General features: G+C 54.1%; 12 protein-coding genes and 1 pseudogene. 4 read left to right on the top strand and 9 right to left on the bottom strand.

The genetic code is table 11. The features are described 5' to 3' along the window. The 3 genes from AC2FFF_RS19620 to AC2FFF_RS19610 all read right to left on the bottom strand — a co-directional run. The coding region (locus tag AC2FFF_RS19620) for a TehB-like domain-containing protein (protein ID WP_496883080.1) at positions 1-288 on the bottom strand (288 nt) is incomplete at its 3' end. Next, complete coding sequence (locus AC2FFF_RS19615; protein WP_142637647.1) at positions 289-1,029, bottom strand: DUF2189 domain-containing protein; 741 nt, start codon at positions 1,027-1,029, stop codon at positions 289-291. Further along, positions 1,026-1,445 carry a group III truncated hemoglobin gene (locus tag AC2FFF_RS19610; protein ID WP_496883079.1) on the bottom strand — a complete coding sequence of 140 codons (420 nt, stop codon included), beginning with the start codon at positions 1,443-1,445 and terminating at the stop codon, positions 1,026-1,028. Before AC2FFF_RS19610 ends, AC2FFF_RS19615 begins: the two co-directional genes overlap by 4 nt. A gap of 141 nt (positions 1,446-1,586) precedes the next feature. Here AC2FFF_RS19610 and AC2FFF_RS19605 point away from each other — a divergent pair. Continuing rightward, a pseudogene (locus AC2FFF_RS19605) lies at positions 1,587-1,685 on the top strand (IS6 family transposase); the annotation flags it as partial. Positions 1,686-1,745: 60 nt separating this feature from the next. On the opposite strand, the gene AC2FFF_RS19600 reads toward AC2FFF_RS19605, so the two are convergent. Beyond that, complete coding sequence (locus AC2FFF_RS19600) at positions 1,746-2,699, bottom strand: AraC family transcriptional regulator (RefSeq protein ID WP_142637643.1); 954 nt, start codon at positions 2,697-2,699, stop codon at positions 1,746-1,748. Positions 2,700-2,838: 139 nt separating this feature from the next. Here AC2FFF_RS19600 and AC2FFF_RS19595 point away from each other — a divergent pair, with 139 nt between their 5' ends. The 3 genes from AC2FFF_RS19595 (at position 2,839) to AC2FFF_RS19585 (ending at position 4,951) form a co-directional block, all read left to right on the top strand. Next, on the top strand, positions 2,839-3,363 hold the full coding sequence (locus AC2FFF_RS19595) for a DUF4142 domain-containing protein (protein WP_142637641.1): 525 nt from the start codon (positions 2,839-2,841) through the stop codon (positions 3,361-3,363). Beyond that, positions 3,363-3,710 carry a cupredoxin domain-containing protein gene (locus AC2FFF_RS19590; protein ID WP_416383926.1) on the top strand — a complete coding sequence of 116 codons (348 nt, stop codon included), beginning with the start codon at positions 3,363-3,365 and terminating at the stop codon, positions 3,708-3,710. Before AC2FFF_RS19595 ends, AC2FFF_RS19590 begins: the two co-directional genes overlap by 1 nt. Positions 3,711-4,159: 449 nt before the next feature. Continuing rightward, the gene (locus tag AC2FFF_RS19585; RefSeq protein ID WP_281973921.1) at positions 4,160-4,951 is read left to right on the top strand and encodes an inositol monophosphatase family protein; all 792 of its coding nucleotides are present in this window, start codon (positions 4,160-4,162) and stop codon (positions 4,949-4,951) included. Between the two features lie 575 nt (positions 4,952-5,526). Here AC2FFF_RS19585 and AC2FFF_RS19580 read toward each other — a convergent pair. The 5 genes from AC2FFF_RS19580 to AC2FFF_RS19560 all read right to left on the bottom strand — a co-directional run. Continuing rightward, positions 5,527-6,600 carry an ABC transporter ATP-binding protein gene (locus AC2FFF_RS19580; protein WP_281973922.1) on the bottom strand — a complete coding sequence of 358 codons (1,074 nt, stop codon included), beginning with the start codon at positions 6,598-6,600 and terminating at the stop codon, positions 5,527-5,529. After that, on the bottom strand, positions 6,597-8,813 hold the full coding sequence (locus AC2FFF_RS19575) for an ABC transporter permease (RefSeq protein WP_281973923.1): 2,217 nt from the start codon (positions 8,811-8,813) through the stop codon (positions 6,597-6,599). The genes AC2FFF_RS19580 and AC2FFF_RS19575 overlap by 4 nt, the downstream gene beginning before the upstream one ends. Further along, on the bottom strand, positions 8,814-9,839 hold the full coding sequence (locus AC2FFF_RS19570; RefSeq protein ID WP_142637631.1) for an ABC transporter substrate-binding protein: 1,026 nt from the start codon (positions 9,837-9,839) through the stop codon (positions 8,814-8,816). 479 nt (positions 9,840-10,318) lie between these two features. Continuing rightward, on the bottom strand, positions 10,319-12,346 hold the full coding sequence (locus AC2FFF_RS19565; RefSeq protein ID WP_496883078.1) for an oxidoreductase: 2,028 nt from the start codon (positions 12,344-12,346) through the stop codon (positions 10,319-10,321). Between the two features lie 389 nt (positions 12,347-12,735). Further along, the coding region (locus AC2FFF_RS19560; RefSeq protein WP_496883077.1) for a TRAP transporter large permease at positions 12,736-14,178 on the bottom strand (1,443 nt) is incomplete at its 5' end.

The following is a 14,178-nucleotide window of genomic DNA, read 5'->3' as shown; positions in this document are numbered from 1 at the left end:
CCATAATGGCTTCGATGAACCAGAAATCCTCCGTTGCTCAAACCCTAAATCTATCCGGTAGGTGCTGACGTCAGACACCTGTGGCGCGAACACAGCAGTGGCCCCAACGCCCAGAACCAGATCACCCTTGTCATCCCGGCTCAGTAGAAGTTGCCCATGTTGCACAGCCAATTGACCCCAAACACCCGCTTTGGTGCTGTGATCTTTGCGCAGCTTTTCTGGCAATGTCTCATGCGTGAACCGCGAGGTCGCATAGTGCACCACGCCTTTTGGAAGCGCTTCAGTCATTTATGCATCTCCATGAAAAAGCTCGGCATAAGCATGCCAGGTCGCGTACCCGAGCAATGGGAACACCACGACCAAACCCAGTAGCCCGGACAGTATTCCAACCAAAGTCAAAAGAGTGATGATGGCTCCCCAGCACAAGCAAAGCTTGAAGTTGTGAGTGGTGGCGTTGAAACTGAGCCCCATAGCCGAGAAGCCATCGATCTTGCGGTCGATCAGCATTGGCAATGAAAACGCTGACACCGCAAACCCTAATGCCGCAAACAGCCCGCCAACCAATGATCCTGCGATTAACAGCGCCCATCCTGATGGCGTAGTAATCAGCAAAAGCAGCGTATCTGCGAAGCTTGAGAATGGGCGCAGCCCGTAGACTATGGCGAACATAACTGTGGCCGCGCGAATCCAGATGAGAGCAAAAACCATCAGTATGACGCCCACCAACGTAATCTGACCCGTGGCCGCTCTGAGCCCTGTTTTACCGCTTGCTACGGAATAAAGACCAATCGTTGCAAGTGGTCCGACCAAAACGCCGCCAGCTAGCAAAGGCAACAAAACCCAACCAAGATCGTTGAGCATCAGGGCCGCAATGCAAATCCACCCCAGAACTACGAGTGAACCACCGTAAAGCAAGGAATATCCCGGGTTGCGTTTCACGTCGCCCCAGCCCGCCTGCAGCCAACGTTTGACAACGCGTGCGGGAGGATCAGAGATGACCTGAGCTTTGGTATAGACAGAGACCGTCATGACAACACCGGTGGAGTGTCAGCCTCACGACGAAAGTTCTCAATTCCGAATGACAAGCCCTTACCGATCCTGGTGGCCAAATGAGAGAACGCTTCGGCGGTTGCAGGTTTAAGGGCTTTTTTTGCGGTGTCTTCGAACAGGTCGAGCCACAGGCGAAAATGTTCTGGTAGGATTTCAGAGTTCGCCAGGTGAACCTGCATCGGGTTACCCGAATAGCCTGCCTCTCGTAGAATGGCGCCGCGCCAAAAGGCTGCGATCTTTTCTTCGTGTTCCGGCCAATCTTCGATTGCCCTGTCAAATACCGGCCCCAGATCAGGATGCACTCTGATGCGCACATAGAACTGGTTGACCAAAGTCGCGATTTCATCCGCTGTGATGTCAAACATATGTGGCCGAATTGGCATGGTACGAGTCATCGGATCTACCTTAACGATACGCCTCACTATCTGTGTGCTATAATAGGTATTGTTAATACCTATTATAGCGTGAATGGTGTGATCAACATCAAGGGGAAAGGCGCGTGGGTCTATCTTTACCCAGCCGTCGACAACCACGGCAAAACGCTCGACGGAATAGAAGTGGTGCACATAATCCGCAAAGGGCAAATCACGCCCGGTGTCTGTCCGTTTCGGCAATTTACGGAGCTGGCGGCTTAGTCCGCCGGTACAAAGATATCACTGTGGCAAGTTAAAACTTCGCAACAGATCCCGTCCGGTTTATTGCGCCGATGATAATGTGATCTGCCGACGGAAGCCGGCAGGTGAGAGCCCAATTTCCCTCTTGAAAACGCGTGCAAAAGCAGAATCCGATGCGTATCCAGCGCGTTCTGCCGCATCCGAAACAGAACTTGATGGGTCAGTAAGACAGCGTTTCGCGATCTCCAGCCGCCAAGCTGTTACGTATTGCATTGGCGACATCGCCATCTTTTTCTGAAACTGAACCGCAAAGTTTGTTCGTGACATGCCTGCAATGCGCGCCATTGTTTCTATCGTCCAGGATGCGCTTGGATCCTTGTGAAACGCGTCAAGAGCCCGAGCCAGATGGTGATCAGAGAATCCGTTCAAGCCCCACCTCGAGGATTCGTCACTTTCCACAAACGAACGTATTGCCTGCGCAAGAATGGCTTCTGACATCTTCAAAGCAATGAGATCGCCACCGAGGCGAAGACCCCCGGCCTCATCTCCGATCATGCGCAGTGTCGCCTCCATCCATTTTCCAGCGGATTCCCCGTAATTCCTTAGGTGAATGATCGGTGGAAGGCGTTCCAACAGTATGTGTTTTGCATGAGGGTCGAATGAAAAATGGCCGCAGATAAGTTGCGTGTCACGTTCATCGCCGTCGCCGCCGTAAACCAGAACCCCAGTTCCAGTGTATCCCGACCGCTCGATTACCGTGTCCAGCGGCAAAACTGCATCTCTTGTTTCAGCCGCGCAGTACAACTTGTGTGACGCGCCATGCGGAACAATCAACAGATCGCCCTGCTCCAGCCCCACCACTTTTTCATATCCTTCAACTTCGATCAGGCAATTGCCCCTATGAGCAAAATGAAATCGGGCGACGTTATTGAACTTGGGAACTTCAATCCCCCAAGGGGTGGTCAACGAAGTTCGAAAATAGAGCGCGCCTTGAACAGACAGTTTCGTAAGGATATCGCTAAGCAAATCAAGCATGCATTTTCATGGCATTATTTGGCGTTTTTGTACAGCAGCTTGAACGATCTGCACAGAAAATCGAACGTTCCCGCATATATCTCACTTCCCGGTTCGGATTACTCCTATTGCCATCGTAACACTCAGTGGAGTCTCCAAAATGAAGAAACTGATTTCCGCATTTGCTGTGGCACTTTCCATGACTGGCGCTCAAGCCTCTGCGCAGGACGTCGCCGAGATGAGCGATCTCGAATACGCTCACATTGCCTATACGGCCGATAACATCGACATTCGGTATGCCTATCTGGCGCTAGCTTTGTCGTCGAACCCCGACATCCATGAATTCGCAAACACGATGATCCGCGACCATACTGCCGTGAATGAAGCGGCCTTGGGCCTGCTCGAAAAACTGGGCGTGTCAGCGCAGGACAATGCGTTCAGCCAAACGCTGAATGCCAATGCCGAAGAGATCATCGATGGCTTCGTCAAGCTGCGTGGAGCAGAGTTTGATGCCGCTTATGCAGCCAATGAATTGGCCTATCACCAGGCGGTGAATGATCTGGTGGAGAACACAATGATCCCCAATATCGACAATGCCGAGGTGAAGGCTCTGTTCGAGCAGGGACTTGAGATCTTTAAAGCCCATGAAGGCCACGCCGAAATGATGGTCGAGGCACTGCAGTGATGGGAAAAGCCCATTCACGCCGTCGCGTAATGGTTGGAGCGGTCGCATCGGCGGCCGCTCTCGCTTTAACCCGAACGCGAGCCCGGGCGGCAGAACCCGTAGTCCACGAAGTTAGGATCAAAGCATTCGCATTCACGCCAAAGCTTCTGAACGTGTCTGTTGGTGATACCATTCAATGGACCAATGAAGATCTGGCACCACATACGGCCACAGCCGATGAGTTCGGATGGGACACTGGGGAGATCCCAAACGGTGTCAGCGCCAAAGTTGAGGTTACTAAAGGTATGGAAACAAAATATTTCTGTGCGTTTCATCCACATATGAATGGAACAATAGTGATCATGTGATTTGACTCATTGGATCGACTGAACGAAAGCGGACTATGATGCAGGGCGCAGCATATGGAGCTTTGGGCTTCGCGCCTTCCAGCTTCTGTTGGGGCACACAAAGATGGACAGCACGGTCAGGTATCTTGGTGTTGAACTTGAAGATGCCTTGGCTATCTCCGAATCCATTGAAATATAATATCTCTGGGCCGCTCTCGCAGGCAGCCCGATGCGGACCGTCATCGCAACTTCAAGTGCTGCGATGCAGCGTTCTCAAAATCCGGCAATGGTCACGAGCAATATGCGACTTCACTGCACGGAAGTGAATGAGTGCTTTAATTGGCATATTCTTTCGACAGAAACTCGGGCGACTCGAAGAAAGTGGATTTCTGTCTGGCAAACACTGTTTTGTGTTCTGACACCCCATCCACTAGGGATGGTTTTGCATTTAGCAGGAAGTGAGCCGACCTATGCATAACATCATTGCACGAAGAAACTTCGCCGTTGCGGTAGCAGAAGAGGCAGGCGCGCTTGCACTAGAGTATTTTGCTTCCAGAGATACCTTGGTCATTGATCAAAAAGGCGCGCAAGACTGGGTCAGCGAGGCGGATCGCAACGTCGAGACCTTCATTCGCCAAAAGATTGTGAACTCTTTTCCCGATGATGGGATTTATGGCGAAGAACACGCGGAAAAAGCTGGCTCCAGCGGTTTTGACTGGGTGATCGATCCGATTGATGGGACAACGAACTTCGTCAATGGCATTCCGGCCTGGACGATTGTCTTAGCGTGCGTTTCGGACAGTCAGACGCAGGTCGGTGTGATTTTCGAGCCAAACGTTGGTGAAACTTACGTGGCGGTCCGAGGCGAAGGTGCCACTTTGAATGGACACGCCATGCAGGTTGCCTCAAGCGTGGAGCTGGCAAGTGGAACCGTCTCAATAGGTTATTCGAACCGGGTCGAGGCATCAAAAGTCATACCGGTGATTGCGGCCCTTATCGAACGTGGCGCTCTCTATCATCGCAATGCAAGCGGTGCGCTTTCGCTGGCCTATGTCGCGGCGGGACGTCTATTGGGGTACATTGAAGAGCACATGAACGCCTGGGATTGCCTCGCCGGTCAGTTGATGATTGCCGAAGCAGGTGGCGAGATCGAGGATCAAGACGCCGACGGGATGATCCGGGACGGTGGTCGCGTAATCGCTGGCACACCGGCCGTGTTCGAGACCTTGAAAATGATCTGCGACGACGCTTGGAACGAATGACGTCCTTCAGGCAATCGGGCTCGACCCGAATTCAGGTTGAAGAGTTTTAATATCCGCACGCCAGAAGTGGCCCAGACCAGGTTGAACAATCCGACGATCGATTTTCTGCCCTGCAAGATGGCACCAAAGCAGTGTTCCGACCGCGCCTTGGGTTACAATGGCCAAGTCTTTTCCGTCTTGGTTTATGACGATTGACAAGACTGTTCGAACGATACGCAGTTGCGCGGCATGGGCTGTTTCCCAACTGCAGAAGCTGGACATAGGTGCCTTGAAAAAGGTGTCAGCGGCGGACCTTGAATATCGAGGGAGGAAGGAACCCGGTAGTGTTTCGGTCGTTCTCACTCAATCCAGGCTCGGAATTCGCGACCAGCCCCAAAGGCTTTGCAAGGATAGCGTCTGTATCGGACGCTTTTCGCTCGGTACTGGACCAGATATCTGTCACGCTAGACATGGTCTTACTTTGTGAAAATGTGTCGGCTCGGGCGCGGCCAATTTCACTCAAACCCCATTCGGTGACCGGTGTCTCTGGCTCAAGGACGACCTCCGGTTGAGAGACGACTAAAAGTTTACCCACGTCACCCTTCCGGCAACAGAACGGGGCCACGTTCGGCAAAAGACATTTTGACTTCCGAGCCGATTTCCAGTGGCTCGTCCACGTCGTCCTGCACAGCAAATACCTGCCCGAAGGCACCGGCCAGAGTGTACTCCATCCGCACGCCAACATAGGTCGCCTTGGCAACTTTGGCCGGGATGCCGGTATCAGATCCAATCAATATCCGTGACGGGCGCACGGCCAGCGTTGCGGGACCAGGCGTTAGGCCACGAGAGGGGAGCGTGTGTTGATAGCCCTCGATTTCGATCGTGGCTAAATCGCCTTTGACGGAAAGAATAGTGCAACTGATCAGGTTAGCCTCACCAATGAAATCGGCCACGAACCGGTCAACCGGCGCATCATATAGTTTACGCGGCGTGCCGATCTGTGCGATGGCAGCGTTGCGCATGACGACAATCTCATCTGAAACGGCAAGGGCTTCTTCCTGATCGTGAGTCACATAGACGACGGTCAAACCGAGATCTTGCTGAATGGCGCGGATATCTTCGCGCACCTGGCGGCGCAGTTTTGCATCGAGGTTTGAGAGAGGTTCGTCAAAGAGCAAAACCTGTGGCTCCAAAACCAATGCACGAGCGACAGCAACACGCTGTTGCTGCCCGCCGGAAAGTTCGCTTGGCAAACGATTGTCGAAGCCCTTCAGGCCAACCAAGTCTAACCCATGCAGCGCGCGCGATCGGGACTCGCGCTTGTCGAAGCCGGAAAAGGTCAACCCATACATGACGTTTTCCAGCACGCTCATATGAGGAAAAAGCGCGTAGGATTGGAAGACCATCGACACGTCACGGTCGGTAGCGGGTAATTTGGTCACGTCTCGGTCGCCGATCAGAATTCGACCCGAGGTCGCCATTTCCAGTCCTGCGATCATGCGCAACGTCGTCGTTTTACCGCAGCCCGAGGGGCCTAAAAGCGTCACCAGTTTGCCCGCTTGGACGTGCAGATCGATGCTGTCGACGGCCACCACATCCTTGCCGAACACTTTCGAAACACCGTCGAAACGAACAGGCGCGGCTTTACTTGCTATAGTCGTTTCGGTCATGTCGTTTTCTCTGTCCCGAGTTGTGTACGTCGCCCGATCTGAACACGGCCCACGAGGATTTGTAACATCCCGACTGCCGCCAACATCACGAAGATCAGCGTTGTGGAATATGCGATTGCAAGACCGTAATCGTTGTTTTCGACCCGACCGATAATGTAGCTGGTAGCCATGTCATACTCTGCTGAAACAAGGAATATCACCGCCGAAATCGCCGTCATGGCCCGGACAAAACTGTAAACCAGCGCAGCTAGGATAGCGGGCCGTAAAAGAGGAAGAATTACCCGCCTGAAAGTCTGCCAGGAATTTGCACCGAGCGTCAGCGAAGACTCGTCAAGCGACTTGTCTAATTGTGACATAGACGCAATACCCGCGCGAACCCCAACCGGCATATTGCGGAAGATAAAGCTGACGACAAGGATAACGCCTGTGCCGGTGATCTCGATCGGGGGCACGTTGAATGCCAGGATATAGCTGACGCCAATAACCGTGCCGGGAATGGCGAAAGAGAGCATCGTACCAAACTCAAACGCATTCTTTCCCGCAAAACTTTGCCGTGTCAGCAGATAGGCAGTGACCAACCCCACGGCGGCCGTCAACGGTGCGGCAATGGCAGCAATGGTGATTGTGGTCCAGAAACTGTCCCAGGCGGCTCCGGTCCAGCGAATACCTTCTTCTTCGAAGCGAACCGAAAAGGCTGTGACGTAGTGCTTGAACGTCAGCGAGTTATCAACGCCCCACAGTTCGACGATACTTCCATAGATGATCATCCCGTAAACCACGGCAGTGAAAACCGCCCAGGCAATTGCAATGCCCAGAACCGGTATGGCAAGGCCGCGCGGCATCAAGGGGTGCACACCCGCGTCGCCCTTGCCGGAAACGGTGGTATAACTCTTTTTCCCCAGCCACGCGCGCTGCGCATAGAAGGCGGAAAGTGTGAAGAACAGCAGCACCATGGCCAGAACAGCAGCCCGGCCCTGATCGTATTGCGCACCGACGATGGCAAAAAATATCTCAGTCGAAAGCACATCGAAGTTTCCGCCCAAGACAAGTGGGTTGCCAAAATCGGCCATGGATTCGATGAACCCAAGCAGGAAGGCATTGGCCAGGCCGGGACGCATCAGAGGCAGGGACACGGTTTTGAATGTTTGCCAACGATTGGCTCGAAGGGTTTGGGCAGCCTCTTCCATCGAAGGTGACACCCCTTCGACCACCCCGATCAAAACCAGAAAGGCGATCGGCGTAAATGCCAGAGTCTGAGCGATCAGCACCCCGGGCATACCATAAAGCCAGCGCGTAGGCTGCACACCAAAGATCTCAGCAACAAATTTGGTGACCGAACCGGAAAGCCCAAACAGCAGGATCAGTGCAAGGCCAATCACGAAGGGCGGTGTGATAATCGGCAAAACTGTCAGCGCGCGCATCCCGCGTTTAAAACGAAAACCTGACCGTGTGACGACAAGTGCAAAACATAGTCCAAGTGCCGTCGTGATGAAGCCCACAAGAACTGCAAGAAACAGAGAGTTCCACGCGGCGCCGCATTTGGCACCGGCAAAACAGCCCAAGCCCCAAAGTCGGTCATCAAAGAACTTCGAGGCAAAAACCGAAACTGAATAGACACCATCTTCAGTAACGAAGGCGGCAAACAACATCTTCGCAATTGGAAAGAAGACGAAAACTGTAACAATGGTGATTACGCCACCAATAGCGCTGACGACGAAAACGTCGCCATTGATGGCGCCGCGCGCCGCAATACCCTGAGTTAAAAGGAACAGGAACGCTGTGGCGCAGATCATCGCGCCGTATCCCATGCCGAACTGGCGGATCTTCGGTTCTCCGAACAGCGCCTTCATCCAGTCGAAATTGAACCCTCGAATGCCAATTGAGAACCCTTGCGCAATCAGCCAGCCAAAACCCAAGGCACCAGCCAAAATCAGGATACGTGCGTATTGTGGATCGGACTTTGGTTTGCCGAGTATCAACAAAGGCAAGGTAAGCGGGACCAAAAGCGGCGTAAGCCACAGCTTTTCGCCCTGTCCGATCAGGAAAGCGGCGGGCGCATAACCTTCATCGAACGGATATCCATCGACCAGCCATACGAATGACCAAATGCCATCCTCCACCATGAACCATGGCAGCAGACAGAAACCGACCCACCCGGCAACAATCCAGAAGATCAGAACCGGGTGGTTCGTTTTTGGTGTGGTGTCAGTCACTTACTGTGGCAGTACTGAGACCTCTTCGTCCCATTTCTGCAAGAGACGCTTGCGTTCGTCAGACGAGCCGTACTTTTTGAAGTCATAGTCAATAAGCTTGATCTGGCTCATGTCAGGTGCGCTTTCAGAGGTCTCCGAATTTTTGTTGGACGGAACCTGGAAGGCGTTAACCTCAAGCGCAAGGTTCTGGGCCTCGGGGCTGAGCGCCCAGTCATAGAACTTTTTGGCTTCTTCTTCATTTCGAGCGCCGTCAATGATCGACATCGAACCGATCTCATAGCCTGTGCCCTCGCATGGGGCCACGACCTTGACCGGAAAACCTGATACGGCCTGCTTGACCGCATCATGCATAAAGACGATGCCGATGGTGTTCTCACCCCGGCCGGCGGCCTTGATTGGGGCCGAACCCGACTTGGTGTATTGGTTGATGTTCGAGTGCAGGCCCTTCATGAACTCAAAGCCGTCGTCTTCGCCAAATATCTGAACCATCGAGGCAAGCGTCGTATAAGCGGTGCCCGAGGAATTCGGGTTCGCCATTTGCACGTGCCCTTTATATTCGGGCTTCAGCAAGTCTTTCCAACATGCGGGCTCGGGCAAGCTGTTCGCGGCCAAGAGGTCGGAGTTATAGCCGTAGCCGAGTGCGCCTGAATAGATTCCGATGGTCTTGTTTCCTGCACTTTCAGCCTGTGAGATCGCCCAGTCGTGAAGCTGGTCACGCATCGGCGACACGTACTCCATCGTCAAACCTTCTTCGGCGGCTTGCAAATGGGGATCACCGGTACCGCCCCACCATACATCGCCTTTAGGGTTAGAACTTTCCGCGCGAATTTGTGCAAACGTCTCGCCCGAGGACTTGCGGGTCATATTGACGTCTATGCCGGTGGCATCCTCGAAACTGCGCGCCATGAGTTGACACCAATCTTCCTGTGCCGAGCAGTAAAACGTCAGCTTTTCAGCTTGGGCCGCAGTTAGCGAAGCCGCAAATGCTATCAGCGATCCCGCCAGCGTCGTCGTCAGATTTTTCAATTTCTTTCCTCCCCTATGTGTCGTGCCGAAATTCCCAGCGCGATACTCGTCAATTCGTCGTTAGTGGCGGTCGCTCTAAGTCGCTAGTTGATCTAATTGCGTTGGCCAGATCAACATCCGACCAGCCTCCCAATGACAGAAGCAATCTCAACACTGTACTGTTGGTTCCGCAAGAAAATTCAACGAGCATTGGTTTTTTGCACCGGTGGGTTTTGAACCGCCAAGCCTGTTTACAGCACCAAGTTTGAGTATCGGGAGCGTATTTTGATGCCGCATTGTTTAGGTAGCCCTTTGCTGGGGCGGCCGCTTCCTCCAGCGTAGAGCAAGCATCGTATTTCGAACTTAAGATCTGCTTTTCGCCTGCAAACTAGGTCTCTGTGCGAGTGCTGCGAACTTCTGCTTTCCTGAAGGTATTTCGATGCGGGCCGAGGTACAGCTTTGCCTTCGCCGCTACTGATGAAAAATGCTCGAAGCGCAGCTCAGGCTGAACAGCAAATACGCATAGCGTCGAGAATCGCGGCGTGCATATTGCGGCCTGCGATCGCGTCACCAATTCGGGCCAGATAGAACTGGCCATCCGGCTCGTCTTCCCTGAACGGGAATGAACCATTGATCAGCGCCTTGTGATCGACCTGCCCAAGGTTTCGCGAGCTTGGCTTTAGATCGTGATAGAGCGCGTCCGTCGGGATTAGACCCTGCTCGACAACCACGTGGTCGACAAGACGCTTGGTGATATCACCGGTCAAGACATTGCGCAGGCTGGCGCACACCCGGTTTCCCTCTTGGCTTAGAGCACAGAGTTCGTGGAGGCAGGTAAAGGTCACCCCGTTTGCTGCCAGATCGCGCAAAGCAACGGCAGAGGTCGTTGGGCCAAGGTCATGCAGAATTGCCCGGTCGGGGGTCACAAGTTCGACGCTGTGGCCAGCGCCTGCCAACATGTCGGTCGTGACTGCCGCGGGATGGTCTCCAATCTCGTCGAACAATAGAACTTCGCCCGAGACACGCGCTTCTCCGGACAGAACCTCCCAACTGGAGAGCGCCAGATCGCCGCCTGGAATGGATACTGGCTCGGGCCATCCTCCGGTAGCAACTATGACTAAATCCGGGGCTTCTCTAAGCACGTCACCGGCCTCGACATAGGTATTCATGCGGAGATCAACACCAAGGGTGGTCACCTCGGAAATCAACCAATCGGCGACACCCCATATCTGCCTGCGTGTCCTGCCCTTGGCTGCCAAAACAAGCTGCCCGCCCAGTCGATCTGACGCCTCGAACAAAACCACATCGTGACCGCGCAAGGCACTGACCCGCGCCGCCTCCAGCCCACCAGGCCCGCCACCGACGACAACCACCTTCTTTCGGGTGCGGCTGGCAGGAATAACATGGGGTAAAGTTTGCTCCCGCCCGGTGGCGGCATTGTGTCCGCACACGGCAGGCTTGCCCTGATTGACGCGGTCTACGCAATACCCGAGGCCAACACAGGTACGGATACGATCCTCTTCCCGGCGTGCCAGTTTTGCCACCAAATAAGGATCAGCCATTTGGGCGCGCGTCATGCCGACCAGATCGACATGGCCGCCTGTAACCGCGTGGCGAGCCGTTGCAATGTCTGCGATGCCGCCTGCATGCAGAATCGGCAGGTTGACGGCTTCGCGGATGCGTCCGGCCACAGTAATATGCGGAGCGGCTGGCAGACCCATCGGACGCACCCATTCAGCAAGGCCAAGGTCATCGTAGGGCGCCCCGACCAGGATGTTGAGCAGGTCGACATGGCCACTATCTTCCAGCATCCGGGCGGCGGCAATGCAGTCCTCGGCGCTCAGCCCGCCCTCAATCAACTCATCGCCGGTGATGCGCATGGACAGTATGAACTTCGGACCGACCTCTGCGCGCACCGCATCCAATACCTGCAGGGTCAGGCGCATGCGGTTCTTCAACGTTCCACCAAAGGCATCGTCGCGTTGGTTGGTGAGTGGAGACAGAAACTGGCCCAGCAAATGCGAGTGGGACAGAAGCTCGATCCCATCGAACCCGCCCTGCTGACAACGTCGCGCCGCAGCGGCATAATCGCCGATCACTCGTTCAATGTCCTCTTGTTCCATTGCTTTGGGAAAGGCGCGGTGTGCGCGTTCGCGAACGCCGGACGGGGCAATAACCGGTAACCAATGCCCATCATCCCAAGCAGTGCGGCGTCCCATATGAGTGATTTGACACATGATAGCGGCCCCATGCAGGTGCACACCATCCGTGAGCTTCCGAAACCAGGGAACGATACTGTCGTCGCCGGCATAAAGCTGGCCGAATACTGAGGGGCTGTCGGCAGCGATATTCGTCGATCCTCCGATCATTGTCAGGGCGACGCCACCCTTGGCCTTTTCTTCGTGATACAGCCTGTAACGGTCTCGCGGATGACCATCTTCGACGTAATTGGGCGCGTGAGAGGTGCTGACGATACGGTTGCGCAGCGTCAGGTGCTTGAGCTGAAACGGATCAAGTAGTTTCGCCATGGCCAACTCCCTTCGGTAACGACACCGGTCTAAAAACTGCTCCGGGTCGGGCCCGTTTGACAGCTTCTGTGACTGACAACGTTCGCTGTCAAAGTTATGCTACTTGGGAAATACGGGGAGAGAGTTCACTTTTTCCGACACTGATCCACAAAATGACGACCAGACCAAGAAATGTGGAACGCCACTGACCTTTGACTCAATTGACAGCCAAAACCTCAATGAGTCGGAGGATCACGTCATTCAATTCTAACCTAAACGTCGGGCATTTCTGACCCAGAAAGTATACGGTTAGTGTCTCAAATGAGCCCTAGCCATGGGGTCCAATCCTACTGAGACGTGGCGTTAAGGATGAAAAGGGTAATACTCAAGGAGTTTCATGAACGCGTTGCTTAGCCGCCGAACCCCGCCGCCTCGGGAAGCCACGTGGACAAAGGTGGGAATGCAAAGACGAGGATCAGGCCCAGCGGCATTAGCGCTGCATATGGCAAGGCGCCGCGAATGACCTCGTACAAAGGGGCTTTGGCAATGCCCTTGATGACGAAGAGATTCATCCCCACGGGAGGTGTGATCAGCGCAAGTTCGAGGTTGATCATTAGCAGGATGCCGTACCAAATTGGATCGATCCCCAATGCCAGCATGACAGGAAAAACGATTGGCGTCGTGATCAGGATGATCGAGATGGTCTCCAAAAACATGCCCAGCACCAGAATGAGCAGCATAACAGCTACGACAAACATGGCGGGGCTGAGGCCCATTGCCGTCACTTGTTCGACGATCTTTATGGGCAGGCGAATAATGGTTACGGCGTGACCAAACAGCGCCGCAGCAGCCAGGATCATGAACAGCATCGCCGTTGTGCGCACTGTTTCAAACGCAGTCACCCAAGGGTCGTTCAGACCGAAATTGCGGTAAACAACTACACTGATGAACAGCGCGTAAAGGCAGCCAATAGAAGCTGCTTCAGTAGCCGTAAATACTCCGAGGTAGATTCCGCCCAAAACCACCGGTGGCATCAATAAGGCCCAGATCGACTGTCTCATACGTGACCAAATAACGCCCATACCTGCAAATGGTTGAGAGACAGCCGTGCCCCCAAACCCAGCGCTGACCATCGCCCAAACCGCGAATATGACAGCCATCATGATACTCGGCACCAACCCGGCTAGGAAAAGAGCTCCGATCGAGGCCTCGGTTACAATGGCATGGAGAATAAGAGGCCCAGAGGGAGGAATCAGAATCCCGAGCGTACCGCCCGCTGCAATCACACCGTAGGAATTGCTGGGGCTGTAGTTGAAGCGCTTCATCTGCGAGATAGCCGTCGAGCCAATAGTAAGTGCTGTGGCTACAGACGAACCGGAAATGGCTGCGAATATGGTGCAGGAGAGGATCGTGGCGACCCCAAGTCCACCACGCAAATGGCCGACCATTGCATTTGCTGCATCGTAAAGGTCCTTAACCACGCCGGCACGGATCATCACGTGAGCCAAGAAAGCAAACATCGGTATAGCCGTAAGAAGTCCGTTGTTCAGTTTGGCAAACACCGTATCAGCCGCGCTATTCACGTTGCCCTCCGTCAGCATCATTTTGATTAGCGATGTAAGCCCGAGCCCGGCAAAGATTGGCATACCCGTGAGCAAGAGGACAATCAGACCGGCCAAAATAAGAAACGTCCTCATGGTCGGCGCACCGTCAGAAGCGTAAAGATGCGAGCCAGAGCCGCAAGGATTAGTATCATCATGCCGATGAGTAGGAAGCCTGTCCGTCGTCAGAGATATTCGGAGAGGTGAAGCGTTTTCGTAACAGAGGCTCTGGTTCGGTTTCTGTTTGAGTTT

This window comes from Ruegeria sp. YTSA226 (genome assembly GCF_059609905.1).
This window is presented reverse-complemented; position numbering and strand designations above follow the sequence as displayed.

Bases quoted from the DNA above. Each gene is read 5' to 3' on its own strand.
- AC2FFF_RS19615 (WP_142637647.1), bottom strand. From the start codon at position 1,029: ATGACGGTCTCTGTCTATACCAAAGCTCAGGTCATCTCTGATCCTCCC.
- AC2FFF_RS19610 (WP_496883079.1), bottom strand. From the start codon at position 1,445: ATGACTCGTACCATGCCAATTCGGCCACATATGTTTGACATCACAGCG.
- AC2FFF_RS19600 (WP_142637643.1), bottom strand. From the start codon at position 2,699: ATGCTTGATTTGCTTAGCGATATCCTTACGAAACTGTCTGTTCAAGGC.
- AC2FFF_RS19595 (WP_142637641.1), top strand. From the start codon at position 2,839: ATGAAGAAACTGATTTCCGCATTTGCTGTGGCACTTTCCATGACTGGC.
- AC2FFF_RS19590 (WP_416383926.1), top strand. From the start codon at position 3,363: ATGGGAAAAGCCCATTCACGCCGTCGCGTAATGGTTGGAGCGGTCGCA.
- AC2FFF_RS19585 (WP_281973921.1), top strand. From the start codon at position 4,160: ATGCATAACATCATTGCACGAAGAAACTTCGCCGTTGCGGTAGCAGAA.
- AC2FFF_RS19580 (WP_281973922.1), bottom strand. From the start codon at position 6,600: ATGACCGAAACGACTATAGCAAGTAAAGCCGCGCCTGTTCGTTTCGAC.
- AC2FFF_RS19565 (WP_496883078.1), bottom strand. From the start codon at position 12,346: ATGGCGAAACTACTTGATCCGTTTCAGCTCAAGCACCTGACGCTGCGC.